Consider the following 26,690-nt stretch of genomic DNA (forward strand, 5'->3'; position numbering starts at 1 on the left):
TTAGTATACTTTAATATCGCCTAATTCTATGTCATCTTCTTCGATTTCATCGATCATTTCTTCTGATTCATTTACAGGTTTCTTAAGTAGTACAAGTACTAGAGCTGTAACAATAACATTTGCTACGATAGCGATGACGAAACCTAATGGCTGAGACATTGTTGGAATTGCTAACATGCCACCAAACGGCACTTTCGAGTCAGCGTTCATCACCATTGAAATCGCGCCACCTACTGCACCACCGATTCCTGTTGCAATAACACATCTAATAATGTCGTTTAAGACAATCGGTAAGACACCTTCAACAATTTCAATAATACCCATTGGGAATGCTGTTTTTAATGTTTCTACTTCTACTTTTTTATAAATATTTTTACGCATTAATCTTCCAATCCAATATGCAAATGCGAATCCAATTGGCGTAGCTGTGTTAACGACTATCAACGCTGTTATAGGTTCATGAATACCTTGTGCTTGTAGTGTTAATACAAATGCAAATACTGTCTTATTAATTGGACCACCATAATCGACACTTGCTAATACTCCGATGATAATGCCATAAATTAATTTAGAAGTACCACTTAGAGATTGTAAATACTCAGTTAAAATATGCGTAAATTGTGTAATTGGTGCTCCGATTACATAGACCATAATGAGTCCACCTACAAGCGAAGCAATAAATGGAATTACAAGCATCGGCATTAAGCCTTTAGCCCAATTTGGCATTTTGATATATTTAATAATTAATACAACAAGATAACCTGCCAAGAAGCCACCTATTAAACCTCCGATAAAACCTGATCCAACTGCATTAGCTGTTAAACCAATAACGAGGCCAGGTGCTATACCCGGTTTATCAGCAATTGAATAAGCGATACCTGTTGCAATGACAACTGGTAACATGCCCAGTCCAGCACCGCCAAGTGTTGCAAGTACATCCCAGAATGAATAGCCAGTCTTCGTTAAATCTGTTGATGAATCTCCACCTAACGCCATCCCAATTGCGATCATGAATCCCGCTCCACATACAACTGGAATTAAATAAGATATTGCCGTAAGTAAATGACCTTTTAAATTCAACTGATTAAAAAATGTTTTCACGTTATCTCCCCCTTTGTTAGTTAGATAAAATTGCTACAACTTCTGTTTTATTTTTAGAATTTAATAATTGTTCAATCACTTCATCATTACTCAACTTTCTTGCGATTAATGATAAGAGTTTCAAATGTTCTTTAGAATTGTCGCTATCTTCGCCAACTGCAAGTAATATAACGACTTTCGCACCTGTATCATCTAAAGATGGCCACTCTACTTCATCTTTTAAAACACCAATTGCAATACCAACTTTGTTAACGCTACTACTTTTCCCGTGTGGAATCGCCACAAAGTTACCAATACCTGTTACGCCTTCTGACTCTCTTTTATAAACAGCTTCTAAAAATGCTTCTGAATTGTCTATATATTGTTCTTTATCAAATAAATGAACGAGTGTTTCTAAAGTTTCTTCTCTATTATTTGTCTCAAGTTCTGTTAAGATTGTGTTCTCATCTAATACATCTATTAAATTCATATGGCATCTCCTTTATTGTTGTGAAATTTGTTCGATTTTTTCTATTAATTTATTTGGAGATTTTATTGCGACATCTGTCGGTATTTCGATGACTTTTTTACCTTCAAATCTTTCTTTAGCGCTTACCTTTACATCTACAGCAAGTAACACGATATCAGCTTGTTTAATATCTTCAGGTGACAATTCATTTTCTACACCTATTGTCCCTTGTGTTTCAATTTTGATATTATGACCTTTCTTTTCAGCTGCTTTTTCTAACTTTTCAGCTGCGATATATGTGTGTGCAATACCTACTGTACAAGCACAAATACTCACGATATTCATATTTCATTCCTCCAATTATAATAATGACTCTACAAAGTCTTCGTCTGCTAAATTTCTCATAAATGCTTGAATATCTTGCAATACTGCTTGATCTTCTTGTGGTTTAAGATTTAACAAAATAATCAATTTCAATGACTGGTCATGCCAGTTCATAAGATTTGTCTCATTTTTTATTAAAAATATTTTAGTCTTTAAAATATTCTCACTTTGAATATGTGGTAAAATCACTTCTGGAAAAATTTCAATATTCCCATGTTGTTCTCGCTCGTGTACTTCTTCAATAAAAACACTTTCAGACTGAATGTACTGATCTTTCTTTAACTGACTACCTATTTCTTCAATGACATCTTGATATATTATGTTAGCTGTTTTAATTTCATAAAATAACGATTCATTCATTGTTATCACCTAACATTTCTATCATCTTTCGCAATTTAATTTGATCATTCTTATTAAACATTGCGCTGATGACCACGATTGGAATTTGCTTTACTTCAGGTATATGAACAGTTGAAATAATCAAATCGATTTTATGCAAGTCATCTTCTTGTAAATCAAAAGAAGATTTAACATCTACAATCTCAATTTCTGGTACGTTTCTGTCTATTTTTGTTTTCAATAATTCAGAAGTACCTATGCCTGTAGTACAAGTAATCAGTGTTTGTATTTTCTTCGGGTTTCTCTCAAGTTCTTTCGCAAAATACAATGTTAAAAAGCCTATTTCATCGTCATTCATTTTTTTAATATGATATGTTTCAGAAATTAGATCTGAAATCTGTCGAATAACTGTAAAAACATGTGGATATTCAATTTTAATTTGTTCTATTAAAGCATTCCTGACATTTAACCCATGTTCAATTCGATTGAGCATCGGTTTAATATGTTTAAGAAGTTGCTGCTCTAAATCAATATTTTTAAATGAATGATTTAATTCTTGACTCGCACCATCTATCAATGCATTTGTTATATCGATGACTTCTTGTGAATATTGCATGTCTTCTTGATTATGCTGAACATTTTGCGTTTCAAATCTGGAAGAAATAAGATATTCAAACAAATAAATTCGTTCATTTTCAGGTAATTGAGTATGAAGATATTGTTCAACATTGCCAATTACCATGTCACTCATTCTATAAAATGATTGATACTCATTTTTTAACTTTATCAATTCAGGTGTCTTTCTATCTTTGTCTTGTTTGATCACACCTCTTTTTCTAAAGCGCATGATTAAAATATATAAATGAGAGAAAATGTTCACATTATAAGGATAAGGAATAATCATATCTTTATAACTCTCAATCTTATTGATTTGTTCTTGCACAAAATGTGCATCTTTATCCTCATTTTGATCGATAACATTATAAGCAGAGAAATTAGACAGTTGCCCATCTCCAATGAGTTCTAACAATGCATTTCGAATATCACTTTCATCACCATTTATAGATAAATGACGATTCTTTCTTTCTAAATTTAAACTAAAACGTTTTAACATCTCTTCAATTTTTTTCTCATCTGTGTTCAGAACACTCTCAGAAATATAATAACGTTCGATAATATTAAAGATAGATATCGACTTAGGGGAGATTAACAATAAATCTTTTGTCATCATATTTCGTCTTTCAATAGGAGAAAACAAATCATTTTGATGAAGATGCCCCGTTTCATGCTGTTCAATATATTCTTTATCATCAATACGATAGCCCTTACCTTTTTCAGATATAATAAGAGGCTCTTTATAATAATCATTTATACGTTTAACAAGTCGATAAATCGTTTTAGTAGAAACATCTAGATGTTTCGCCAATCGATTCGAATCGACAAACGAATGCGCATTTAATAAGTAATGAATTAACTTCTCTTGATTATCACCTTCCATGACTTTTACAACCTCCCTGTAGCTTCATCATAAAACAAATATATGTAAGCGTTTTACTTTTGTTTGTCCATTACAATAGACATTAAAATATCATTCATTATAAACTATCATGTTACTAAAGTAATGAATTAACCTCTTTTACACTTCTACATTTGTAAAAAGTCTGCATGCCAATTAAAATTGCGCACAAAAAAAACTCACTTTAGCAAAATTGCTAAAATGAGTTTGAATTTAAAGTTCTATTAAACGCCTGAATACGCCATAAACCCGCCATCGACTGGTACAGTAATGCCATTTACAAATGATGAATAATCTTTATCTAATAACCATAAAATCGTACCGATAAGTGCTTCTGGTTTCCCAAATTCTCCAAGAGGTGTTTGACTTAATATTTTTTCTGAACGTGCCGTCAGACTTCCGTCTTCATTTAATAATAAGTCTCTATTTTGTTCTGTTAAGAAAAATCCTGGTGCAATCGCATTAACTCTAATATCTTCCTCTGCAAAATAAACAGCCAACCACTGCGTAAAGTTATTAATAGCAGCTTTTGCAGCACTATATGCTGGCACTTTAGTCAATGGTGCATAACCACTCATGGAAGAGAAATTAATAATGCTTGCATGTTCTGACTTCAGTAATTCTTTGCCGAATACTTTAGCAGCGACAAATGAGCCAATAAAATTATTATTAAATACATGTTCAAATCCACTTTGTTCTAAATCAAAAAAGTTCTTTTTATCTTCAGCATTATATGACTCTGAATCTGTAATAGCGTCAGGATTATTACCACCTGCACCATTAATTAAATAGTCAATTTTTCCAAATGCTTCTAAAATTTCATCTTTAGCTTTCGTAAGCGATTCTTCATTCGTAACATCAACTGAATAGTTACGAGCAATACCACCTTCAGCTTCTATTTCTTTAACAACTTCTACACCTTTATCATAAGTACGATTTAAAATGGCAATTTGCATGCCTTGCTTGCCTAGTTCTTTCGCAATTGTTCTACAAAGCACACCGCTTCCACCTGTAATTACAACAACTTTATCTTTTAAACTTTCATGTTTACTAAACATTTTTACCAGACTCCTTTTCAAGTTGATATGCATCCCATAATCCATTTAAGTACATAATGCCTAATGCTCTATCATATAATCCGTATCCTGGACGACATTCTTCATTCCATAAATGTCTACCGTGATCTGGTCGAATGTATCCTTTATAATCTGCATCTGATAAATGTTTCATAATTTGTGCAATATCAATATTACCGTCTTCTGTAAAATGAGAAGTCTCTACAAAACTGCCATTTTCGGAGATGCGAACATTTCTAATATGCATAAATGGTGCATGCTCATGGTATTTCAAAGCAATTTCTGCCATATCATTATCTTTAGAAGCACCCATAGAGCCCGTACATAACGTAATCGCATTATTTGGACTATTATTAATCTCAAACATTCTTTCGTAGCTATCTGCACCAGTTATAATTCTTGGTAAATTGAAAATAGAATATGGTGGATCATCTGGATGAATTGCCATTTTAATCCCACAACGTTCTGCAGTTGGAATGATTGCGTTTATAAAGTATGCAAAGTTTTCCCATAATTTTTCTTCATCTATATCTTTATATGCTTCAAATAGTTCTGAAATTTGATCTAATTTTTCTGGTTCCCAACCTGGCATTGTTAGATTTTTACTCGCACTTGAAACAGTTTCTATTAATTCTTTCGGATCTAAATTTTTAACTTTTTCATAATCAAAGTATAGTGCTGTAGAACCATCTTCTAATGGATGGAACATATCTGTTCTAGTCCAATCAAATATTGGCATGAAGTTATAACAAATAACTTCCACACCATATTCAGCTAAATTCTCAATTGTTTGTTTGTAGTTTTCAATTAATTCATCACGTTCACTATTACCTAATTTAATAGATTCATGAACATTCACACTTTCAACAACTTTTGCATTAAATCCATGTGATTCAATATATTCAACTTCTTCTTTAATTTCTTCTTTTTCCCAAACAGCACCAACTGGCTTTTCATGAAGTGCCCATACAATCCCAGTTGTATTAGGTATTTGTTTAATATCTTCTAATGTAATTGTGTCATTGTTTCTTCCGTACCAACGAAATGTCATTTCCATTTTATCCATCTCCTAATTGCCGATTATCTTTCTATTATACCTTTACCACTCAAGAAACTTTCTACTTGTTCTAAATATGGCAATCCTTCGTTATCGCCTATTACTTCTGTAACCATTCCGCCTACTGCATTTGCGAATCTTACACGCTCTTTTGCTGTATATCCTTTACTTAAAGCAAACAAGTATCCGCTTGAAAAGCCATCTCCAGCGCCTACTGTATCGATTGGACTTACTGGAAAGACTTCTGTTTCAAATTGTTCTTCATTGCTTACAAATTGTGTAGGTAAATGTCCACCTTTGACAATGATTTCTTGTAAGTCTTGTTCTTTTAATAAATCTTCAATATTTTCAAATGGTGTTGCTATTTTAAGAATTTCTAGTTCTTCATCGCTTGTTAACAGAATATCAGTATAAGGTAATAATGCGCCTAGACTTTCACTTGCTGTTTCTTTAGACCAAGTTTTTAATCTAATATTTGGATCTAAAGTTACAGTTGTATTTGCTTTTTGCGCTTTTTTCATCATTGATTGAATCAGTTCGATTTTATGATGTAATAATGCGACAAACACACCACTGACGTGGAAATAATCAATATCATCAAAGTCAATATGTGCGACATCTTCTTCTGTTAAGTCTTTAATGGGTGCATTGTCTCGATAATAAAATGAAGCACCGCTTCCATCTGCATTGATTTGTTTAAAATAAACGGACGTGTTTTTACCTGGTACTTGTTCGATATGCTCTGTATCAATACCTTCTCCACGTAAATTATTGATAATGTGTTGACCAAATTCATCTTTACCAACTTTTGAATAAAAAGTTGTTTCTAACCCTAATCTACTCGCACCGATTGCTACATTTAATTCCGCGCCTCCAATTGTTCTTTGGAATGTATGATTAAATTTCAAAGGTCCTTTATTACTAGGATTCATGGCTATCATGGAATCACCTATTGTGAAAAGCCTCATTTCTACCACTCACTTTCATCGATTTCTAACAGCTTCTACATACTTTTGAGCTTTTTCTGAAATAACTTCATAATTATTTCCTGTAAATTCTTTCGTTAAGTCGCCACCAATACCTACAGCGAATGAACCTTTTTCAATCCAATCTGATACGTTATCTAAATTCACGCCACCAGAAGGCATTAGTTCTACATTAGGTACTGGACCTTTAATATCTTTAATAAATCCGGCACCTAATTGTCCTCCTGGGAACAGTTTAATTAAATCAGAGCCATAGCGTAACGCTTCTATAATTTCTGTTGCACTACTACAACCTGGTAAGTATGGAATAGAATATACATTACATAATTTAGATATATTGGTGTCTAAATGTGGACTTACAATATATTGTGCCCCTTTATTAATTGCAATTTGTGCAGTAGCAGCATCTAACACTGTTCCTGCACCAAGAACGATATCATCACCGTATTGTTTATGTACTTGATTAATCACTTCTTCAGCATTCGGTACAGTAAACGTAATTTCTATATTTTTAAATCCACCTTTAATGATTTCATCAACTATTTTCTTTGTTTCATCCTCGTCATTCCCTCTAACAACTGCAACGAGGTAATTTTCATGTAACTGGTTTAAAATTTTATACTTTTTCAAAATAGCCCTCCGTTCCACATTGTGATACAATGTATTGTATAGTAATATTTAGTATTATTATAACGTTTGTGAAAACGTTGTCAATTATTTATTTTCATCTATGTTACTTAATTCATAGAATAATTTATGCTATATTTTTATCAAAGAGGTGATGATTATGGCTTCTAACGTTCAATCGATTGACCGTGCATTAAACATTTTAGAAATCATATCTGAAAAAGAACAAATATCATTAAAAGACTTAGTAGATGAAACTCAATTATCTAAAGCAACTGTACATAGACTTGTTAATTCATTGATTAGCAATGGCTACGTTCAACAAAACGCATTGACCAATCAATATGAAATAACTTTTAAAATGTTCCAACTTGGAAACAAACGTGTACAAAATATTGATTTTTTAAATGTAGCTAAAAGTATGATTAGTCAGCTGATGACAACAGTTGGGGAAACATGTCATTTAGTAGTGGAAGACAATAACGAAGTGGTATATATAGATAAATTTATACCAAGTAATAACAATCGATCGATGGCATCAAAAATTGGGAAACGTGCACCTATGTATTGCACAGCAGTAGGTAAATCTATCCTTTCGACGTATGAGAATGAAAGAATCCAAGAAATATGGAATCAATCAAATATTGTTAAACTAACCGAGAATACAATCACAGACTATGATCAATTCATTGATGAAATAGCAGTCATCCGAGAACAAGGTTATTCAGTAGATAATGAAGAAAACGAAAAAGGCATATATTGCGTAAGTACTTATTTCGTAAACTATCGAAACGAAGTCCAAGGCGCTATCAGCCTTTCATTCCCTACAACAGAATTAGATAAGAAAGAGTTCTTTGTAGATGAATTAAAAACATGTGCTAACAAAATTTCTAGATTACTTGGGTATCATTAAGAAATTTAGTAATTTTAGAGCGGGGGTGGCGCACGATATCTCTCAGTCTTCGTGCGTTACACTCTGATTTTATACCCTAGCGCACGATATCTCTCAGTCTTCGTGCGTTACACCCTGTTTTTATACCTTAGCGCACGATATCTCTTAGTCTTCGTGCGTTACACCCTGATTTTGTACCTTATCGCACGATATCTTTCAGTCTTCGTGCGTTACACCCTGATTTTGTACCTTATCGCACGATATCTCTCAGTCTTCGTGCGTTACACCCTGTTTTTATACCCTAGCGCACGATATCTCTCAGTCTTCGTGCATTATGATGAATAATTTATAAGGGGGCGTTTACATGTATGTACCAAAATATTATCAGATGAGTGATTATGAAAAAATCAAAGATTTTATGATGCATAATAATTTTGCAACCATCATTACTTATGACGAATTAAAACCTCTTGCTACACATTTACCTGTTAATATTGAAGAAAAAGATAATACCTTATATGTATCAGGCCATTTTGCAAAGGCTAATAAACAATGGCAAACAATCGAATCAAACGAACATATCCTTATCATATTCCAAGGTCCTCATGCTTACATTTCTTCTACATGGTATGAAAAAGAAGATGTTCCAACTTGGGATTACCAAAGTATACATGCGTATGGTAAAGGGCATTTGTTAAGTGAGTCAGAGTTAGTAGATGATTTGACGATCCTTTTAAATAAATATGAAAACCATCGACAAAATGGTGCTACTTGGAACAATTTATCAGATCAAACGAAAAAACAAGTTAAAGGTATTGTAGGTTTTAAAATGGAAATTGAAGAAATTGATGCTGCTTATAAACTAAGCCAGAATCGTAGTGACATTGATAAAAAGAATATTGTTTCGGAGCTTAATAAAAGTGAAAATCCTGTAGATACAGTATTGGCCAAAGAAATTGAAAATAATAAATAAATGTTGTTACATATAAACCCCCTCACTTTTAATATTAGTGAGGGGATTTTTTTATTTATCTAAACTCATAGTTCTTAATTTCATTTACGATCGTATTATATTTATTTGTCTTGTATCTTGATTTGTTAGACACTACAAAGAAATTTCGATTTAAATCTAAGTCGTTTGTGACGATATAATCTTCATCAAATGATTTTATAGAGAAGTTGGATAATATCGTAAAGCCCATATTTTGTTTAACGAGTTCTAAAATTAATTGGTTATCGTTAATGACGACTTTACGAGATGTTAAATTCAATTGCTGTAATAACATATCTTGATAATATCTTATTCCCGATCCTGTTTCTCTAACGTAACATCTTAATTGATTTAAATTTTGGTTTGTTTGTTTATTTTTCACGAGTAATAATTTATCTCTTGTTAGGACTTCACTATTGATTTTGTCGTCCAGTACTGGCTTTTCGATAATGCCTAGGTCTAGTGAGTAATCTTTCAACTTACTTAATATATCAGCTGAGTTATAGACATAAATATGAATATTGAGTTTCGGATATTTTGTTTGTAGATAGATTGTTAAATCTAATAACATCGATTGGCCAAATGTGTGACTCGTTCCTATGACAAACTTCCCTTTCACATCTTCTTTATGCTGATTAATTTTCGTTTGCAACTGCTCATCTAATATTGCTAATTGGCATGCATAGTTATATAACTCTCTTCCCTCTTCTGTCAAAATTATATGTTTTCTTGTATTTTCAAAAATCTTAATTTGATATTTCTCTTCAAGTGTTTTGATATCTCTACTTATTGATGGCTGTGATTTATATAACTTTTCGGCAGCATTCGTAAAGCCCTCTTCTTCTACAATAACTTTTAAGATTTGTAATTTATCTTCCACTGCAACCACCTCATATCATTTTTGTTATATTATATATTTAAAAATAGCATTTCACAAATATTCATCTTGCGCTTAAACTTACGTTGAGGTGAACATTATGGGGGAGAAATTTAATAAACGTTTTTTACTCGGTATTGGCTTTACTTTTTTAGTTGCTATTGTCAGTATACTTTTATCTTATTTACCGGTATTTAATAAAGTCGGGGCACTCGCAATTGCGATTATTACAGCTATTTTATATAGACATTTCAGAGGATACCCGACGCAAATCGAATCGGGGATTGCATTTTCATCAAAAAAATTATTAAGATTTGCGATTATTCTATACGGACTTAAGTTAAATTTATGGACGATTATTCATCAAGGTAGCACATTATTATTACTAGATGTTGGTGTCGTCGCTTTTGCGATATTGTTTATTTTGTTTTTAAATAAAATCATTAAAGGAGATAACAATTTAGTCTTGTTATTAGGTGTTGGAACTGGCGTTTGTGGTGCAGCTGCAATTGCCGCGATATCACCTATCCTTAAATCTAAAGATAGTGATGTTGGGATTAGTGTAGGTTTAGTGGCCATAATGGGTACAATATTCTCTTTAACTTACACGTTATTATTCGCTATTTTTCCAATGAATGCTCAATTTTATGGTATTTGGTCAGGTTCAAGTTTACATGAAATTGCACACGTTATTTTAGCAGCAGATGCCGGTGGTCAGTCATCACTAGGTATTGGTTTGTTAACTAAGTTAGGTAGAGTATTTCTATTAATACCATTAAGTATTATTTTCTTAATTATCGTTAATAGAAAGAGATCACATAAAGTGTCACAAAAAATAGACTTTCCGTACTTTTTAATTGGATTTTTAATTATGAGTGCTGTGAATACGTTCATTCCTATTCCTGAAGCCATATTAAATGTAATCAGTACATTTACAACACTTATATTAATTATGGCAATGGTCGGTATCGGTTTAAATGTATCTTTCAGTGACTTAAAAACAAAAGCATTCAAACCAATGATAGCAATGCTTATAACGTCAATCGTGTTATCAGTATTATCATTTATTGTCGTTGGATTTTTATAATAGCAATATCAGGGTATAACATAGAGATGATTCAATTTTGAGAAAGATTGTGATTAGATGCTGTTATACCTCAAATTATATTTAATACTCATTATTTCCATGTTCAATTATTTATTTATACAGCCTGATGTCCCTGCAACTTATAAAGATACATTTACTAAAGCAACACATCATGATTATCAAGAAGCTTTTAAATTAGGTTCACAAATTCCAAATGAACAGCTTAAAATCAAACTTTTTTATTCAAACGACAAAACTATCAGTCAAGCAGTTGGTAAAGTTACATCTGATGAAACAGGCAAGTCAGGAAATGGCGCAACAGGGTTTGTCGTCGATGATCATACAGTTATCACAGCTTCACATGTCGCAAGTGATGATGACGGAAACAAGGAAAAGAAACAATTTTATTTCTTTCCTGCTAAATCTAACCAGTATACTCCACTGAAATTCAAGATCAAGCAATTTTATAAATCAAACGAAAGAGATGTCGCAGTACTCATTACTGAAAAATCATTAACACCTAAAATTAAACCTTTAACTATAGCATCCGAACGTGAAATTCAACATTTGAAACCTAAATCAGCATTATTTATAGCAGGTTATCCAAATGAAGAACCATATGACGGTCAATATATGTATCAATCAAAAGGATTCTATCTTAAACCAACTCAAGACTATATCGAATATATCGGACACATGCATCGAACAATAGGATTTTCAGGATCTCCAGTATTTAATCAAGACAATCTTGTCATCGGTATACATGCACATGGCATTCGTCCAACAGAAAAAGTCAAAAACCCATCAACTAGAGACATATACACAGGCGGACCACTCATCACCGGTAAGACAAAAGCATTTATAGAAGAACATAAAAAATAAAGCTGGGATATAAAATCCTAGCTTTATTTTATCTATTTATATAGATATTAAGACATACAAGCATCTAGGACAGAAATGTTCTAGACTTTTTTCATATTTTTAGAAATAAAGGCTGAATATTGCTAGTGGGGTGTGACTAGCAATGTTGGAGGGCCGAATATTGCTAGTGGAGGGTGACTAGCAATGTTGGAGGGCTGAATATTGCAAGTGAGACGCGACAAGCAATGTTGGAGGGCTGAATATTGCTAGTGAGGCACGACAAGCAATGTTGAGGACCCTGTATTTATCAAGACTGACCAAACAAGATAAATAGACGCTTCGTATTTATCAAGACTGGCCAAACAAGATAAATAGGCGCTCTGTATTTATCAAGACTGACCAAACAAGATAAATAGGCGCCTAGTATGTTGCAAGACATACCAAACAAGCAACATAGAACTCCTGTATATTGCAAGACTCCCCAAACAAGCAACATAGAACCTCTGTATATTGCAAGACATACCAAACAAGCAACATAGAGGCTCACGTTTAGATTGATTTTTCCATATAAAAAAGACTGGGACACAATGTAATGTCTCAGTCTCATTTATTATTTCTGTGCAGTATTAATTTTTATATCTGCGCCACAACGCCGATTATTTATTGACATTATTACACCAATTTATGTAAAATTAGACAATATTTATTTAATTATAAAATTCGTAATACTTAACATAATCGTCTGAAGAAAAAGCTCTTTCTTGATTTTTATCTATTATCCATTGATATTTGATCATTTAAGTTCATATAAGAATATCAACAACACTATTGGTGAAATTCCATTACTATATTTCACAAGCTATGTATCAGGTGCAGGTATTTCATTTATTAAACATTGGATACAAGACGAAAATAGAATCGATAAATCTCATTTAATCAATCATTTCACAACCATCGTCAATAATGGTCCCGTCCCATTAATGGAAAAAGAACAGTTCCCAAAATAATTTTAGGAACTGTTCTAAGTATTTTTATGCTCATCAATTTATAAACCAGCTTGTTTGCACATTTGGTCCTAGTACATTGGCATCGACATTTTGATCAAGTTCTGATGAATAGTAACTATCTGTGTATTGCCATAATACATGTTCTCTTTCGGGTTGTGTTTCTTGATATGAGGCTAACCAGTAACCATCATAAGAGCCGACAGCATTCGCTGTATGATTAACCATAAAGTCTTCATAAGAGTATAATAATACTTTCTTATCGCCTGAATACTTCCTCATTTCATTCAACCAAGCGAGTGTACTTGCATTCGTATCTCCTGAAGCAACTGATTCTTCCTCATAATCATTGATATAGAAACTTGCATTAGGTGCTCTATTATATAGCGATTTCGCTTCTGTTCTTGCTTCACTTGCATTTTCATACATACTATATGTATATACACCATACTTCATATTATTGGCAGAAAGTAATTTTGAATTTGTATCAAATGTTGCATCTTTATAGCCTGAACCATACTGTGCTCTTATAATAATAAAATCATAATTAGCTTTAAGCTTTTTAACTTGAGCTGACGTTAATTCACCTTGCCATTCTGATAAATCAAGTATCGAATCATCTTTAGCTACTGTCGAAGATTCCTCTATTTCTTGTTTGTTTCTAAAAGTATTTTGATTTTCATTTTCTATGTATTTCTTATAGCCATGCCCCATCGTACCTTCTTCTTGGGCCGCTTCTACTTCTTCAGATGATACATCGATGATAAACATCATCGTCACGACTGTTATCATCATTTTTAGAAATCTTCTAGACATTTAAATACTCCTTTGTCTTTGATGTATATTTTATTAAACTTTATCTATTACAGGTTTTCCATTCTCATCTAACAATGGTGTTAGACCACTGCCCGTACCTACCCAAGCATTAATATAGTTGACGCCTGTTTCACGATCAACAAGAATCGAAATGCGACCTAATCCTTTAACATTATCTACCGATTTAACAAAAAATCGATTATTATCTTTTGAATCATTATCTTTGTTACCAAACATATTTTTTCCTCCTTTTCTCATATAATGGTATAATACTTGCCATTATAATTAAATGATAGGAGCTAAATTTCATGAAAATCATCACAACTTTTGATGAATTAAATAAACAGATTGATGCACATACATTCACACTAATCTATGTATCTAGCGAGAATTGTTCGATATGTAAAGCGGATCATCCAATCGTTCAAAAAATGGTGGAAGACTATGACATTCCAGCATTCGAAATCGTTGCTAACCAAATGCCAGAAGCAGTCGGACAATTAAATTTATTCACTTCACCTGTCGTATTACTTTATTACAACCAAAAAGAAGTTCACCGACAAGCCCGTATAATAGACTTTGATGAACTTCAATATCGTATAGAACAATTTAACAATCTATAACACTATTCAACAATCGTATAGAAATCAATTCTCGTTACAGTACCTGTTTCGTCAGAAGTGAAGGCAATTTTATATCCATTTAAACTCCAAGAATATTGACCTTCAACACTTCTTGGACTGCCTGATTTACTGAAATCTGTACCGTAAGAATCAACAACATCATCTATCGATAAATTAAATTGATTTGCATTTGTCGGTTGTGCATTAGCATCTAAACCGTAGTTACTATATACATTTAAATTTTGATCATATAAATTTATATTTTTAGCCTCATCTTGATGTTCTTTAGCATAATCTTCATGTGCAGGTGTTTCATATCCATTTAACGTGAAATTACCTGATTCAAATCCCTTTTTGAATGTATCCGTTATGAAAAATCCAGGGTCATAACTCACATATCCATTGTAATAAGAAGTATAAGGTTGAGAAGCTTGGCTATCCATATTACTGTTGCTCGCCGCATCAACGGAATGACCGTTACCCGCCGCGCCTACTGTAAATACTGTCGCTACTGCTAAACCGGTTGAAACAAAAACTTTTGAAAATTTGTTCATTCGATTACTCTCCCTTTATATAGATTATGTATCATAAGATGATACACCTTCATCCTACACTTTTAAATTTCAATTACAAGGAATATTAAATAAAACATTTATTTGTTTTTATTACTTTTGTTTAATAGTAATCATTTTAATAAATTTAAAAACCCAACCCGATATTTTCGAGTTGGGGGTTAATATATACTTTATTCTAATACTTCTTTTGCTTTGTCAATAATGTCTCAAATTACACCGTCATGTTTTTTAATAAATGTGTAAAGATATGCCAAGATAAAGCATAATACTGCTGTAATGCTGAACGAAATAATATAGAATACTGAATTAATGTCAAAAAGTATACCTGCAACTAAAATTCCAAAAGGCATCATTACTTGTGACATTGTTTGTGACAATGCTAAATATTTACCTTTTATTTGTTCTGGCACATTTTTTTGTACATAAATGTTTATCGGTACATTACTCAGTACAACGCCGCTTCCGATAATAAATATACTTATAAAATATATTACAAGTATCGATAATTTATATAAATCTGTTATAAACGGAATACATAATATGAGTATTCCCACAGCTAAAGTAATCATGGCAACTTGCATATTTGCTACAAGTGTTCCTTTATTCTTCAACTTAGGATAAATCAAACCAAACACTATACCTGCTAGCGGAAATCCTGTTTCAATGATTCCTAATTGTTTAGAATTCATATTAAACATAGTGACAAAACTTCCTGGAATGCCTACCGTAACGAAACCAAACATAAAGTTAATGATAGATCCTGATAATAGTATTAAAAATATATCTTTATTTGATTTCAAAAATTTAAATACAACTTTATAACTGTTAAAGAATGTATCCTTAACTTCTTCATAGACTTTATTTGCTAGAACTTTATTAAACGCAATATTAAGCACTATTATTAATGAAATGAGCTCAGTTACAAACATAATAATCATAAAAGTCTTAATATCGAAATAAGCGTATACTATTCCACCTAAAATTGGAGCACCAATTTGTAATACATTCTGAATGACATTTCTATATGAAACTGTTTGATCTATAAAACGTTCACTAACTAAACTTAATAAACCACTGTTAAAAGTGAGTGATACAGCCATATCTGTGACTGTTAAAATGATTACAATTATGTATATGTATAGAAGTTGGTTTAAACTATTTGGTATTAAGTAAATACTTATAATTGATAAAATCGAAATGCACTGCATAGATATGATAAATGCTTTTTTATTAATCTTATCTATATAATATCCGATAGCAGTACTGCCCAATATAAATATGAGCGAATATATAATCATAATATTAGAAAAAGCTTGTACACTTCCTGTTATCTTTAAAACATGAAATGAAAGCGCAAAGGTAAATAATTTACTGCCAATAATGCTAAAAAAGGTAAATAAAATAATAAATATATAGTTTTTCTTCATATTGCATACCACCATATCATGACTTACTTTGATTATATACAAATTATTCTATATGTGGAATAAGTAATTATGCACCCTCTAAAACATTTCCAATTTTTAAGATTAGCACTTGTTATTCTCAAATAATTTTGTATAATTGAGAAATGTTATCAATTAGAAAATGGGAGGCAATCATGAAAAAGTATATTACCGTCATCGTTTGTGTACTTTTATTATTATATGCGTGTAGTAATAGTAAAGATGAAGTCAGTCATAAAGATACTGTCACAATTAAGAAGACTTTTGAATATAAAGAAAAGAATAAAGATCATAATAGAGGCAAGAAAAAAACTGAAACTGTAACAATACCTAAGAATCCTAAAAAAGTTATTGTCATGGATTATGGCGCTCTAGATATTATGAAAGATTTGAAATTACAAAATCATATAACGGCTATTCCTAAAGGTCCAAATGGTGATTTCTTACCAAGTTATTTATCAGAGTTTAAAGATGATAAATATACCAATTTAGGAAACCCTGGCAGACCAAATTTTGAAAAAATCGCTGAAGAAAATCCGGATTTAATTTTAATATCATTTAGGCAAGCTTACACTAAAAACTTAAAAGAATTTAAAAAAGCTGCGCCAAACGCAAAAGTACTTTATGTGAGTCCGGATGATGATCGTTACATAGAATCTATTAAGGAAAATGCACAAAATATCGGAAAAATATTCGACAAAGAAAGTGAAACTGAATCACTCATAAAGAAACTTGATCAAAAAGTTAAATCTGTAAAAAGTAAAGTGAATGATGATACCGTTATGTTTGCGAATATTGACCAAAAAGGCATTAAGACATACGGTAAAACTGGTAGATATGGTGGCTTTTTAAGTGGTGATTTAGGTATCAAACATATTGATCCAGACATGCCAGCAAACTCAAGCGGCCAGTTAGTATCATATGAATATATCGCAGAAAAGAATCCAGACAAAATCTTCTATATAAATAGAACAGATGATGATTCTAAAGGATTACCACAAGAACTTGAAAATCCAGTCATTAAAAATGTTAGTGCCATCAAAAATAAAGATATACTGAAATTTGATTCTAATACATGGTTCTTCGGTTCTGGTGGCATTAGTTCAACTATTAAACAATTAGATGATATAGAGAAAGCTTATTAATTCAATATTTTATACAACCCTTTTGTAATGATATAATGTAATAAATTACACATATTTTTACAAAGGGGATTTTTAATGTATACAGATAAAGAATTAACTTTCCGTACGAATAGGTTGACGATTCGACCTTTAAATTATGATGACCACAAAGGTTGGGTTGAAGGTTTTGAAAATCGCTACCCTTCGCAATATAAACATGACAAAGGGAAAATCAATATGGAAGAATGCGACGAAACTTGGTTTAAAGAACTCGTTGATAAACAACAAGCACTCATTAAACAAGATGATACGTTTATATTTGGTATATTTTTAGAAAATGGGCAACATGTAGGCATGCTGGATATTAAAGTATTAAGCAGATCAGACTTCCAATGGGGAGAATGTGGCTATTTCTTGCACAACCAATTTTGGAATCAAGGTTATGCATTTGAAGCTATGAAAGAAGTCATCAGCCAATGTTATAAAACATTAAAACTACATCGAATAGAAGCACATATTAATGTAGATAACGAACCTTCTAAAAAACTCATTAAAAAATTAGGATTTGAATTTGAAGTATTAAGAAAGAACTTTATTTATGAATTTGATGAATGGACAGATAACGAAGTATATTATATTAACTTACATAATGAAAAATTGATTGAATCTTAAAGATTGAGCGACCCGAAAACATAGTTTTCGGGTCTATATTTTTATTTATCGGCCTGCAAATCTCGTTTTCGGGTCGATAATTTATTTTATCGGCCTGATAATTCCGTTTTCGGGTCGGTAATTTATTTTATCGACCTGCAAATCCTTTTTTCGGGTCGATATTTATTTTTATCGGCCTGCAAATCCCATTTTCGGGTCGATAATTATTTTTATCGGTCCATATTTCCCATTTCTGGACCGATAATTCCCACGCATCGGTCCAGAAACCTCTTCTTTTTCCTCACTCTTCTTCTATTTCAACTTTATTTCCTATTTTATATTCCATAACAGTATGAAGCGTCCCTTCAAAAGTGTATAATTACATTACAAGTGTGTATAAGCTATTTGAATCCCCCAAAATAAATGTTTATGACACGCATGTCAAAATGGATGTGACAAAGTTGCATTTACTAATCATTGTATATGTACATACATCTCCGTATGATTAAGTTACAAAATACTTTTTATATAAGGGAAGGTGTGTTCAATATGGCAGAACAAGCTGAAAAGAAAAAAGGCATTGGTCCTAAGGTTCAAGCTTTTGGTTCATTTTTAAGTAGTATGATTATGCCAAACATTGGTGCTTTTATTGCTTGGGGGCTAATTACAGCACTGTTTATCAAAGATGGTTGGCTACCTAATGAAGAACTTTCTTCAATGGTTGATCCAATGATTAAATATTTAATTCCATTACTTATTGCATTTAGTGGTGGTCGTTTAGTTCACGGTTTACGTGGTGGTGTCGTTGGTGCGACAGCTACTATGGGTGTTATCGCGGCATTCCCAGATACGCCGATGTTAATCGGTGCAATGATTATGGGTCCATTACTTGGTTGGTTAATGAAAAAAGTTGACCAATTCTTAGTTCCTAGAACACCTCAAGGCTTTGAAATGTTATTCAATAACTTCTCAGCTGGTATTCTAGCTTTCATCATGGCGATTGTTGGTTTCAAAGGATTAGCGCCATTAGTTGAAGGACTTATGAAAGTCTTAGGTATGGGTGTTGACTTCTTAGTTTCTCATCACTTATTACCATTAGTAAGTATTATTATTGAACCAGCTAAAACAGTATTCTTGAACAATGCAATTAACCACGGTGTCTTAACACCTCTTGCATCTGAACAAGTAGCTCACGCTGGTAAATCTATTCTTTATACTTTAGAATCAAATCCTGGACCAGGTTTTGGTATTCTATTAGCTTATATGGTATTCGGTAAAGGTACTGCAAAAGCAACTTCATATGGTGCTGGTATCATCCACTTCTTAGGTGGTATTCATGAAATTTACTTCCCATATGTTTTAATGCGTCCTTTATTATTAGTTGCCGTTATTTTAGGTGGTATGACTGGTGTTGCAACATTTAGTATGTTCGACTTCGGTACTACTGGACCAGCATCTCCAGGTTCAATCTTAGCTTATATCGCTATTACACCTAAAGGAAGTTACTTAATTATGTTACTTGGTATCTTCTTAGCAACATTAGTTTCATTTGTAGTTGCATCTATCATCTTAAAATTCACTAAAGACCCTGAAGGCGACATTGAATCAGCTACTGCTGATATGGAAGCTCGTAAAGGTAAAAAATCTTCTGTTAGCGGTGCTTTAACTGGTTCTAAAGAACAAGAAAAAGGTGAAGCTTCTGAAGAAACAGAAGAAAAAGATGAATCTGAAGAACTATTAGATCAATATGACACAGAAAATATTGATGCACATGATTTCTCTAATGTTAAAAAAGTTATCTTTGCTTGTGATGCTGGTATGGGCTCAAGTGCTATGGGTGCTGGTATGTTAAGAAATAAATTTAAAAAAGCTGAGTTAACTGATATTGAAGTTACAAACACAGCTATTAACCAATTACCAGACGATGCTGATGTTGTCATTACGCAAAAAACATTAACAGATAGAGCAATTAAGAAAAATCCTAAAGCCATTCATATTTCAGTAGATAATTTCTTAAATTCACCAAGATATGAAGAATTAATTAACGAACTGAAAAAATAATTTTTATACAAAGGAGTGAAGAACGATGATGATCAGTAACCGGGAAAAGAGTATTCTCAAATTACTATCTGAGCGTCTTCACTCTTTTTTAACAATTCATGATATTGCACAAGCACTTGGTATTTCCTCTCGAACTGTTCATAGAGAGATGAAAAGCGTTGAAGATACACTGAATAAATATCACTTATCTCTGACAAGAGTTCCTAAATTAGGATTACGTATTGAAGGAGAACCAGAAGACATTGACAATTTTGTACAATCATTGACTGAACAAAATACTATTGATTTATCTGATGAAGAAAGAAAAGTTATTATTCTATACAACCTTATTCAATCTAAAGATCCAGTAAAATTATATAGTCTTGCGAATGAAATTGGTTCATCTACACATACACTTAACAAAATCATTGAGCAATTGGAACCTGAATTACACACATTTGAACTTTCATTAGAACGAAGACGAGGCGAAGGTTTGATTCTGAATGGTGAAGAAGTCAACAAAAGACAGTTACTTGCTAGAATCATGTTAGAAAAATTAGATGGTGACAGCGTGTACTCTGTAGTAGAAGATCATTTCGTATATCATACGTTAAACGAAACACATCTTCGAGGTATTGTTGATATAGATAGATTGTTTAATGTAGAACGCTTGTTAATGGATGAACTCGGTACATTACCTTATACATTAACTGAAGCAAGTTACCTCACATTAACAATTCATATCGTTTTAGCAATTGAACGTATTAAGCAAGATGGACATGTAGAAATTGAGGATGATATTTTAAATGAATTGATTTCGACGGATGAATTTAAAGTATCAGAAAGACTTACCAATGTATTAAGCGATATATATGATGTGACATTTAATCATTCTGAAATTGCTTTTATTACAATGCATTTAAGAGGCGCAAGACGTCGCCACGAAACAACTTATGAAAACAATGACATTCATAAGCAGCGCGTAACCGAACTTATAGAATTTGTAAAAGATCAAGGATTTTCATTCAAAGATGAAGATGCCCTATTCAAAGGATTAAATTTACATTTAGAACCTGCGATTAATAGACTTGAGGCAAACATTGAAACCTACAATCCGCTTACCGAAATGATAGAAACCTATGATCAAGAGTTATTTGAAGCTGTTTCATCAGGTTTAAAGATTGTATTCATGAATTATCATTTTCCAAAAAGCGAAGTTGCTTATATCGCACTTCACTTTGGTGGCATGTTACAAGCAAAACAAAGACGTTCATTACATGTTCTCGTTGTATGTAGCAGTGGAATTGGTACAAGCCGTATTCTATCCAATCGTTTGAAACAGCATTTTTCTGAAATCACGCAAACTACCGAAGTTTCTGTCAGTAGTTTGAAGTCGATTGATTTTTCAAAGTATGATGGCATGATTTCAACTGTAGCTGTAGACACAAAGTACCCACACATTACAGTGAATCCTTTATTACCAAAGCAAGATGCTGAAAATGTGAAATACTTTTTGAAATTACAGCAATCTGTTGTCCATGATCCTCAAAATACACAGAATCAAGAACAACCACTATCATATGAAGATTATAATCGCACTGTAACTTTTATAGAAGAAAGTTTGGCACTGATTCAAAATATGATCGTTGAAAAGAAAAAAGTAACACAGTTAGAACGATATCTCATTCAAACATTGTCAAAGCATCGTGTGATTGACAATACACATATGTTCAGTGAAAAGCTTAACAGCCGGATGAATTTACAAGGCTTTGCATTAACCGGTTATCCAGTTGCTATTCCTCATCTTTCTGATGAATCAATCAAAAAGCCACAATTGATTATTACGGAATTAACAAAACCATTAATGCTAAAAACGATTGAAAATGAACAACAAGAAGTAAATTGGCTTGTATGTATGTTTATTCCGAGAAATTCGGAACAAGGACAACTTATGAGCGAAGTGTCATCCTTAATTACAGAACATTTGGATGATATTGATCAGTTGTTAAATGATAGAGTAAAGATAGAGAACACACTCAAATCATTTTTCTTAAATAAATTAAAACAAAAACTAACGAAAACGGAGTGAATTAACATGACAAAATTATTTAATCCAGAAAACATTTTTATGAATCTTTCAGTAAATTCTCAAGAGGAAGCTATCGAAAAAGCTGGCCAAGCATTAGTTGAAGAAGGTGCTGTAACTGACAAATATATAACTGCAATGAAAGAACGTGAACAAATCGTTACAACATATATGGGTAACTTCTTAGCTATCCCACATGGTACAGATGAAGCTAAAACTGAAGTATTAAAATCAGGTCTAGTATTACTTCACATTCCAGATGGCGTAGATTGGGACGGCAATGAAGCTAAAGTAGTCGTTGGTATCGCTGGTAAAGATGGCGAGCATTTAGATATCCTTTCTCAAATCGCTATTGTATTTAGTGAAGAAGAAAATGTTGAACGTGTTATCAATGCACAATCTAAGGATGAAATTCTTGCAATCTTTGAGGAGGTTGAACTTTAATGAAAGCCATTCACTTTGGTGCTGGTAACATCGGACGTGGCTTCATAGGTAAAGTATTAAATGATAATGGCTATGAAGTGACATTCGTCGATGTTAACGAAACAATTATTAATCAAATTAATGAAGAAAAAGCTTATCAAGTTGTTATCGCAAATGAAGAAAATACTAAAGAACCTGTTTCAGGCGTTAAAGGTATCAATAGCATTACTGAAACAGACAAATTAAAGGAAGCGATTTTAGAAGCAGACGTCATTACGACAGCTGTAGGTGTAAACATCTTACCTATTATCGCTAAATCATTTGCATCATTCTTAAAAGAACGTGAAGCTGGTAAACCATTAAATATCGTTGCTTGTGAAAATGCTATTATGGCAACAGATCAACTGAAAAAAGCCATTTTAGATATTACAGGTCCTTTATCAGATGACATTAGCTTCCCTAACTCAGCAGTTGACCGTATCGTACCTCAAGGTCAAAAAGAAGGATCATTAGACGTATTAGTTGAACCTTTCTTTGAATGGGTTGTAGAAGCTTCAAAATGGCAAGGTACACAATTACAAGATGTACACTATGTTGATGATTTAACACCTTATATCGAAAGAAAATTATTAACAGTTAATACAGGTCATGCTTATTTAGCATACTTTGGTCAATACAAAGGTTACAACACAATTCTTGAAGCGATTCAAGATGAAGAAATTAATGCAGGTTTACGTGAAGTATTAAAAGAAACAAGTGAATATCTTGTTTCTAACTTCGCTGAGTTTACAAAAGAAGATCAATCTTACTATGTTGATAAAATAATTGGTCGTTTCCAAAACCCATATTTATCTGATGATGTAACAAGAGTTGGTCGTGGCGTATTACGTAAAGTTGGACCAAACGATCGTATCGTTAAACCGCTAGTAGCTTTATCTAAAACGAATAAAAAACATTCTGAACTCGTTAAAGCACTTTGCTATTTATTAGAATATCAAGATGAAAACGATAAAGAAACAGTAGAGAAAAACGACTATATCAAGGAACATAGCGTTGCGGAATTCTTAAGTAAATATGCAGAATTAGAATCTGACATTATCGAAGAAGTAATCATTCAATATACTTCAATCAATAAATAATTTTTAAGAAGTCGTATGTTAAATACGACTTCTTTATATGGTTAATTTTATAATATTCTCATTTAATATCGGCATATTTCGTAATTTTCAATTTATTTTATTGATAGAATTAATAATAACCATGCACTTTAATTTTTTGAGATTATATTATACCTACCTTTCGTTTGTGACAGTTATATTATTTATATTATTATTTAATTAAATCCTACTCTTATTAGTTTACATACAGTTATTTTTAGGCTAAAATAAGTAAATAATTGATAAACTGTATTTATGAATTAAAAATTTAAAACGCTTCCATGTTGATAATGCGAGGCTTTACCACCAAACTGTATTATTTCAATTACAGAAGCAAAATACTCACTTCTAGGGGGATTCAAAATGGCAATTTCTAAAATAGAAAATTGTTCCGATTTATTAGCACTTGTAACATATGTGGACAAATTAAAATCAATCATTAAAAAGGATTTTTCACTTAGCTTTGAAGAATTCGCAGTATTAACTTACATTAATGAAACAGACGATGAAGAATATCATCTTAAAAAAATCATTAGCAAGTTAAACTACAAACAACCACAAATTGTAAAAGCAGTTAAAAACTTATCACAACAAGACTACTTTACAAAAAGAAGAAATGAATATGACGAGCGTACAGTTTTAATTCTAGTTAATAAAAAACAACGTAAATCAATTTCTGAAGTGCTTGAAAAAATCGATAACGAAATCGCTAAAACTGAAATTAACGAATAATATGACGAAGCGGAGACATTCTATGATGTCTCCGCTTTTTTGTGTGGTGAGGGGTATGGGTGATCTTGGCTTTATTTAGGACTTAAGCCATGACTTAGACAATCTCTTGGCTTTATTCAACACTTAAGCCACGACTTGGATGATCTCTTGGCTTTATTCACTACTTAAGCCACGACTTAGTCAATCTCTTGGCTTTACTTTGGACTTAAGCCACGACTTAGTCAATCTCTTGGCTTTATTAGACACTTAAGCCATGACTTGCCTCATCTCTTGGCTTTACTCTGGACTTAAGCCATGACTTGCCTCATCTCTTGGCTTTACTCTGGACTTAAGCCACGACTTGCCTCATCTCTTGGCTTTATTCAGTACTTAAGCCATGACTTGGGCTATCTCTTGGCTTTATTCACTACTTAAGCCACGACTTAGTCAATCTCTTGGCTTTATTCACTACTTAAGCCACGACTTAGACAATCTCTTGGCTTTATTAGACACTTAAGCCATGACTTGCCTCATCTCTTGGCTTTACTCTGGACTTAAGCCATGACTTGGATGATCTCTCGGCTTTATTCAGTACTTAAGCCATGACTTGGACTATCTCTTGGCTTTACTTAGGACTTAAGCCACGACTTGGACTATCTCTTGGCTTTATTAGACACTTAAGCCAGGACTTGGATGATCTCTTGGCTTTACTTAGGACTTAAGCCACGACTTTGATGTGCACCCCAATATTTTGATTTGTTTAGGTCAAATATTTGGGTGCACATCACTTCTCAACCGCTCATCCTACTCAAAACCACTTCACACCCGCTTCACCCCACACCTTCCTCACCTTACCAATAAAAAGCTAAGACATCATCAAATGTCCTAGCTCTCTTTATTATATGACTTGTTTATCTCTTACTGGTTGATTTAAAAAAGATGATACGACTTGTTTGAATTTTTCACTTTCTTCAATAAATGGTGCGTGCCCTGAATGTTCAAATATTTCTGTTTGAGCGTTCTTAATATTTTCCGAATCATTATCAATATCAAAAGGATCATGTTTACCTTTCACGATAAGTGTTGGTATATCTATATGATCTATTTTGATATTTATACCATTTATAGATCTAACAGAAATTGCATCTTCTTCTGGTGTCATTCGATAATATTTTTTCACTTCTTGATACCATTTAAAAGTCGATTTAACATCATGAAATATTTCATTGAACAATATTAACATTGCTTCTTCTTTACTAAATCCTGCGACTTTATCTCTATGTTTAGCTATTAATTTAATAAGTGGTTGTTTACCTTGATTGGAAATTGAAGATACGAGTACTAACTTTTCTACTTTATCTGAATGTTGGTTTGTAAATTCTTGTGCAATGACGCCACCCATATCATGTCCTAATATATAAGCTGATTCTATGTTTTCAGCATCCATTAAATCTACAATATCATCTATATGATTTTGGATGGAAATTTCTTGTTGTTTATCTGATTTACCATGTCCCCTAGAATCCATTGTATATATTGTAAATTGATCTTTCAGAAGCTGTACTGTTGAATTAAATGTCGCTAAATTCATATTTAATGCATGTAACATAATTAATGGTTTCCCTTTACCGTGTTTTTCATACACTATATGAGTCCCATCCCTTGTTAATAATTCTCCCATAATGAGTACCTCCCTACTTTACAGTAATAATATACCCATTTAACAATTTTTCACACTTATAATATTAAGTTAATGCCATAAAAATAAATGCAAAAAATGATTGTAGCCAATA

General features: G+C 32.4%; 28 protein-coding genes. 13 read left to right on the forward strand and 15 right to left on the reverse strand.

Going from position 1 to position 26,690, the window contains the following annotated elements; genetic code table 11:
- The 9 genes from LQ677_RS08705 to LQ677_RS08745 all read right to left on the reverse strand — a co-directional run bounded on the left by LQ677_RS08705 (position 1) and on the right by LQ677_RS08745 (position 7,537).
- Positions 1–1,101 (reverse strand): PTS fructose transporter subunit IIC, encoded by a 1,101-nt coding sequence (locus LQ677_RS08705; protein WP_037590081.1) that lies wholly within the window; start codon positions 1,099–1,101, stop codon positions 1–3.
- A gap of 16 nt (positions 1,102–1,117) precedes the next feature.
- Positions 1,118–1,570 (reverse strand): PTS sugar transporter subunit IIA, encoded by a 453-nt coding sequence (locus LQ677_RS08710; RefSeq protein ID WP_037590080.1) that lies wholly within the window; start codon positions 1,568–1,570, stop codon positions 1,118–1,120.
- A 12-nt stretch (positions 1,571–1,582) separates the two neighbouring features.
- Complete coding sequence (locus LQ677_RS08715; RefSeq protein ID WP_037590079.1) at positions 1,583–1,894, reverse strand: PTS fructose transporter subunit IIB; 312 nt, start codon at positions 1,892–1,894, stop codon at positions 1,583–1,585.
- Positions 1,895–1,909: 15 nt separating this feature from the next.
- Positions 1,910–2,293, reverse strand: a complete 384-nt coding sequence (locus LQ677_RS08720) for a PTS sugar transporter subunit IIA (protein ID WP_191836130.1) — start codon at positions 2,291–2,293, stop codon at positions 1,910–1,912.
- Positions 2,286–3,770: a BglG family transcription antiterminator gene (locus LQ677_RS08725; protein WP_204171097.1), complete on the reverse strand. Its 1,485-nt coding sequence runs from the start codon at positions 3,768–3,770 to the stop codon at positions 2,286–2,288. Before LQ677_RS08725 ends, LQ677_RS08720 begins: the two co-directional genes overlap by 8 nt.
- A 242-nt stretch (positions 3,771–4,012) precedes the next feature.
- Complete coding sequence (locus LQ677_RS08730; RefSeq protein ID WP_037590076.1) at positions 4,013–4,846, reverse strand: SDR family oxidoreductase; 834 nt, start codon at positions 4,844–4,846, stop codon at positions 4,013–4,015.
- Entirely contained in the window at positions 4,839–5,921 is a 1,083-nt protein-coding gene (gene uxuA, locus LQ677_RS08735; RefSeq protein ID WP_107572855.1) for a mannonate dehydratase, read from the reverse strand. Before uxuA ends, LQ677_RS08730 begins: the two co-directional genes overlap by 8 nt.
- Before the next feature lie 23 nt (positions 5,922–5,944).
- Positions 5,945–6,889: a sugar kinase gene (locus tag LQ677_RS08740; protein WP_191836133.1), complete on the reverse strand. Its 945-nt coding sequence runs from the start codon at positions 6,887–6,889 to the stop codon at positions 5,945–5,947.
- Between the two features lie 15 nt (positions 6,890–6,904).
- Positions 6,905–7,537 carry a bifunctional 2-keto-4-hydroxyglutarate aldolase/2-keto-3-deoxy-6-phosphogluconate aldolase gene (locus LQ677_RS08745; RefSeq protein ID WP_107572852.1) on the reverse strand — a complete coding sequence of 211 codons (633 nt, stop codon included), beginning with the start codon at positions 7,535–7,537 and terminating at the stop codon, positions 6,905–6,907.
- A gap of 157 nt (positions 7,538–7,694) precedes the next feature.
- On the opposite strand from LQ677_RS08745, the gene LQ677_RS08750 reads away from it, so the two are divergent.
- Both LQ677_RS08750 and LQ677_RS08755 read left to right on the forward strand, forming a co-directional pair.
- The gene (locus LQ677_RS08750; RefSeq protein WP_191836134.1) at positions 7,695–8,447 is read left to right on the forward strand and encodes an IclR family transcriptional regulator; all 753 of its coding nucleotides are present in this window, start codon (positions 7,695–7,697) and stop codon (positions 8,445–8,447) included.
- Positions 8,448–8,790: 343 nt separating this feature from the next.
- Positions 8,791–9,399, forward strand: a complete 609-nt coding sequence (locus LQ677_RS08755; protein WP_191836135.1) for an FMN-binding negative transcriptional regulator — start codon at positions 8,791–8,793, stop codon at positions 9,397–9,399.
- Between the two features lie 55 nt (positions 9,400–9,454).
- Here the strand turns inward: LQ677_RS08755 and LQ677_RS08760 are convergent, their stop codons facing one another.
- Positions 9,455–10,297 (reverse strand): LysR family transcriptional regulator, encoded by an 843-nt coding sequence (locus tag LQ677_RS08760; protein ID WP_126476426.1) that lies wholly within the window; start codon positions 10,295–10,297, stop codon positions 9,455–9,457.
- A gap of 97 nt (positions 10,298–10,394) precedes the next feature.
- Here LQ677_RS08760 and LQ677_RS08765 point away from each other — a divergent pair, with 97 nt between their 5' ends.
- The 3 genes from LQ677_RS08765 to LQ677_RS08775 all read left to right on the forward strand — a co-directional run bounded on the left by LQ677_RS08765 (position 10,395) and on the right by LQ677_RS08775 (position 13,249).
- A complete protein-coding gene (locus tag LQ677_RS08765; RefSeq protein WP_239748308.1) occupies positions 10,395–11,381 on the forward strand; it encodes a YeiH family protein in 987 nt (328 codons plus the stop codon).
- A gap of 99 nt (positions 11,382–11,480) precedes the next feature.
- Entirely contained in the window at positions 11,481–12,263 is a 783-nt protein-coding gene (locus LQ677_RS08770; RefSeq protein ID WP_239748309.1) for a trypsin-like serine peptidase, read from the forward strand.
- 761 nt (positions 12,264–13,024) lie between these two features.
- Positions 13,025–13,249, forward strand: a complete 225-nt coding sequence (locus LQ677_RS08775; RefSeq protein ID WP_239748313.1) for a TetR-like C-terminal domain-containing protein — start codon at positions 13,025–13,027, stop codon at positions 13,247–13,249.
- A gap of 33 nt (positions 13,250–13,282) precedes the next feature.
- On the opposite strand, the gene LQ677_RS08780 is transcribed toward LQ677_RS08775, so the two are convergent.
- Together LQ677_RS08780 and LQ677_RS08785 are read right to left on the reverse strand one after the other, a co-directional pair.
- The gene (locus tag LQ677_RS08780) at positions 13,283–14,062 is read right to left on the reverse strand and encodes a GH25 family lysozyme (RefSeq protein ID WP_374199837.1); all 780 of its coding nucleotides are present in this window, start codon (positions 14,060–14,062) and stop codon (positions 13,283–13,285) included.
- Positions 14,063–14,095: 33 nt separating this feature from the next.
- Entirely contained in the window at positions 14,096–14,299 is a 204-nt protein-coding gene (locus LQ677_RS08785; protein WP_048541500.1) for a DUF6440 family protein, read from the reverse strand.
- 71 nt (positions 14,300–14,370) lie between these two features.
- On the opposite strand from LQ677_RS08785, the gene LQ677_RS08790 reads away from it, so the two are divergent.
- Positions 14,371–14,685 carry a thioredoxin family protein gene (locus tag LQ677_RS08790; RefSeq protein ID WP_239748323.1) on the forward strand — a complete coding sequence of 105 codons (315 nt, stop codon included), beginning with the start codon at positions 14,371–14,373 and terminating at the stop codon, positions 14,683–14,685.
- Positions 14,686–14,687: 2 nt separating this feature from the next.
- Here LQ677_RS08790 and isaB read toward each other — a convergent pair whose 3' ends face one another.
- Both isaB and LQ677_RS08800 read right to left on the reverse strand, forming a co-directional pair.
- Positions 14,688–15,239, reverse strand: a complete 552-nt coding sequence (isaB, locus tag LQ677_RS08795) for an immunodominant staphylococcal antigen IsaB family protein (protein ID WP_049319496.1) — start codon at positions 15,237–15,239, stop codon at positions 14,688–14,690.
- A gap of 227 nt (positions 15,240–15,466) precedes the next feature.
- Complete coding sequence (locus LQ677_RS08800) at positions 15,467–16,687, reverse strand: MFS transporter (protein WP_239748331.1); 1,221 nt, start codon at positions 16,685–16,687, stop codon at positions 15,467–15,469.
- 173 nt (positions 16,688–16,860) lie between these two features.
- Between LQ677_RS08800 and LQ677_RS08805 the strand changes: the two genes are divergently transcribed.
- The 7 genes from LQ677_RS08805 (at position 16,861) to sarA (ending at position 24,918) form a co-directional block, all read left to right on the forward strand.
- Positions 16,861–17,850, forward strand: coding sequence for a siderophore ABC transporter substrate-binding protein (locus LQ677_RS08805; RefSeq protein ID WP_239748342.1), 990 nt, complete (start codon positions 16,861–16,863; stop codon positions 17,848–17,850).
- Between the two features lie 75 nt (positions 17,851–17,925).
- Positions 17,926–18,501, forward strand: coding sequence for a GNAT family N-acetyltransferase (locus tag LQ677_RS08810; RefSeq protein ID WP_239748358.1), 576 nt, complete (start codon positions 17,926–17,928; stop codon positions 18,499–18,501).
- 528 nt (positions 18,502–19,029) lie between these two features.
- Positions 19,030–20,541 carry a PTS mannitol transporter subunit IIBC gene (locus tag LQ677_RS08815; protein ID WP_037590058.1) on the forward strand — a complete coding sequence of 504 codons (1,512 nt, stop codon included), beginning with the start codon at positions 19,030–19,032 and terminating at the stop codon, positions 20,539–20,541.
- Between the two features lie 25 nt (positions 20,542–20,566).
- Positions 20,567–22,609: a BglG family transcription antiterminator gene (locus LQ677_RS08820; RefSeq protein WP_239748368.1), complete on the forward strand. Its 2,043-nt coding sequence runs from the start codon at positions 20,567–20,569 to the stop codon at positions 22,607–22,609.
- Positions 22,610–22,615: 6 nt separating this feature from the next.
- A complete protein-coding gene (locus LQ677_RS08825; RefSeq protein WP_025905499.1) occupies positions 22,616–23,050 on the forward strand; it encodes a PTS mannitol transporter subunit IIA in 435 nt (144 codons plus the stop codon).
- A complete protein-coding gene (locus LQ677_RS08830; protein ID WP_239748382.1) occupies positions 23,050–24,168 on the forward strand; it encodes a mannitol-1-phosphate 5-dehydrogenase in 1,119 nt (372 codons plus the stop codon). The genes LQ677_RS08825 and LQ677_RS08830 overlap by 1 nt, the downstream gene beginning before the upstream one ends.
- Positions 24,169–24,549: 381 nt before the next feature.
- Positions 24,550–24,918: a global transcriptional regulator SarA gene (gene sarA / locus LQ677_RS08835; RefSeq protein ID WP_025905497.1), complete on the forward strand. Its 369-nt coding sequence runs from the start codon at positions 24,550–24,552 to the stop codon at positions 24,916–24,918.
- Between the two features lie 877 nt (positions 24,919–25,795).
- On the opposite strand, the gene LQ677_RS08840 is transcribed toward sarA, so the two are convergent.
- Positions 25,796–26,578 (reverse strand): alpha/beta fold hydrolase, encoded by a 783-nt coding sequence (locus tag LQ677_RS08840; RefSeq protein WP_191836145.1) that lies wholly within the window; start codon positions 26,576–26,578, stop codon positions 25,796–25,798.
- Positions 26,579–26,690: the final 112 nt, after the last annotated feature.

It is taken from the genome of Mammaliicoccus sp. Q-M61 (assembly GCF_022386055.1).
In the GTDB taxonomy this organism is placed as follows: Bacteria; Bacillota; Bacilli; order Staphylococcales; family Staphylococcaceae; genus Mammaliicoccus; species Mammaliicoccus sciuri_A.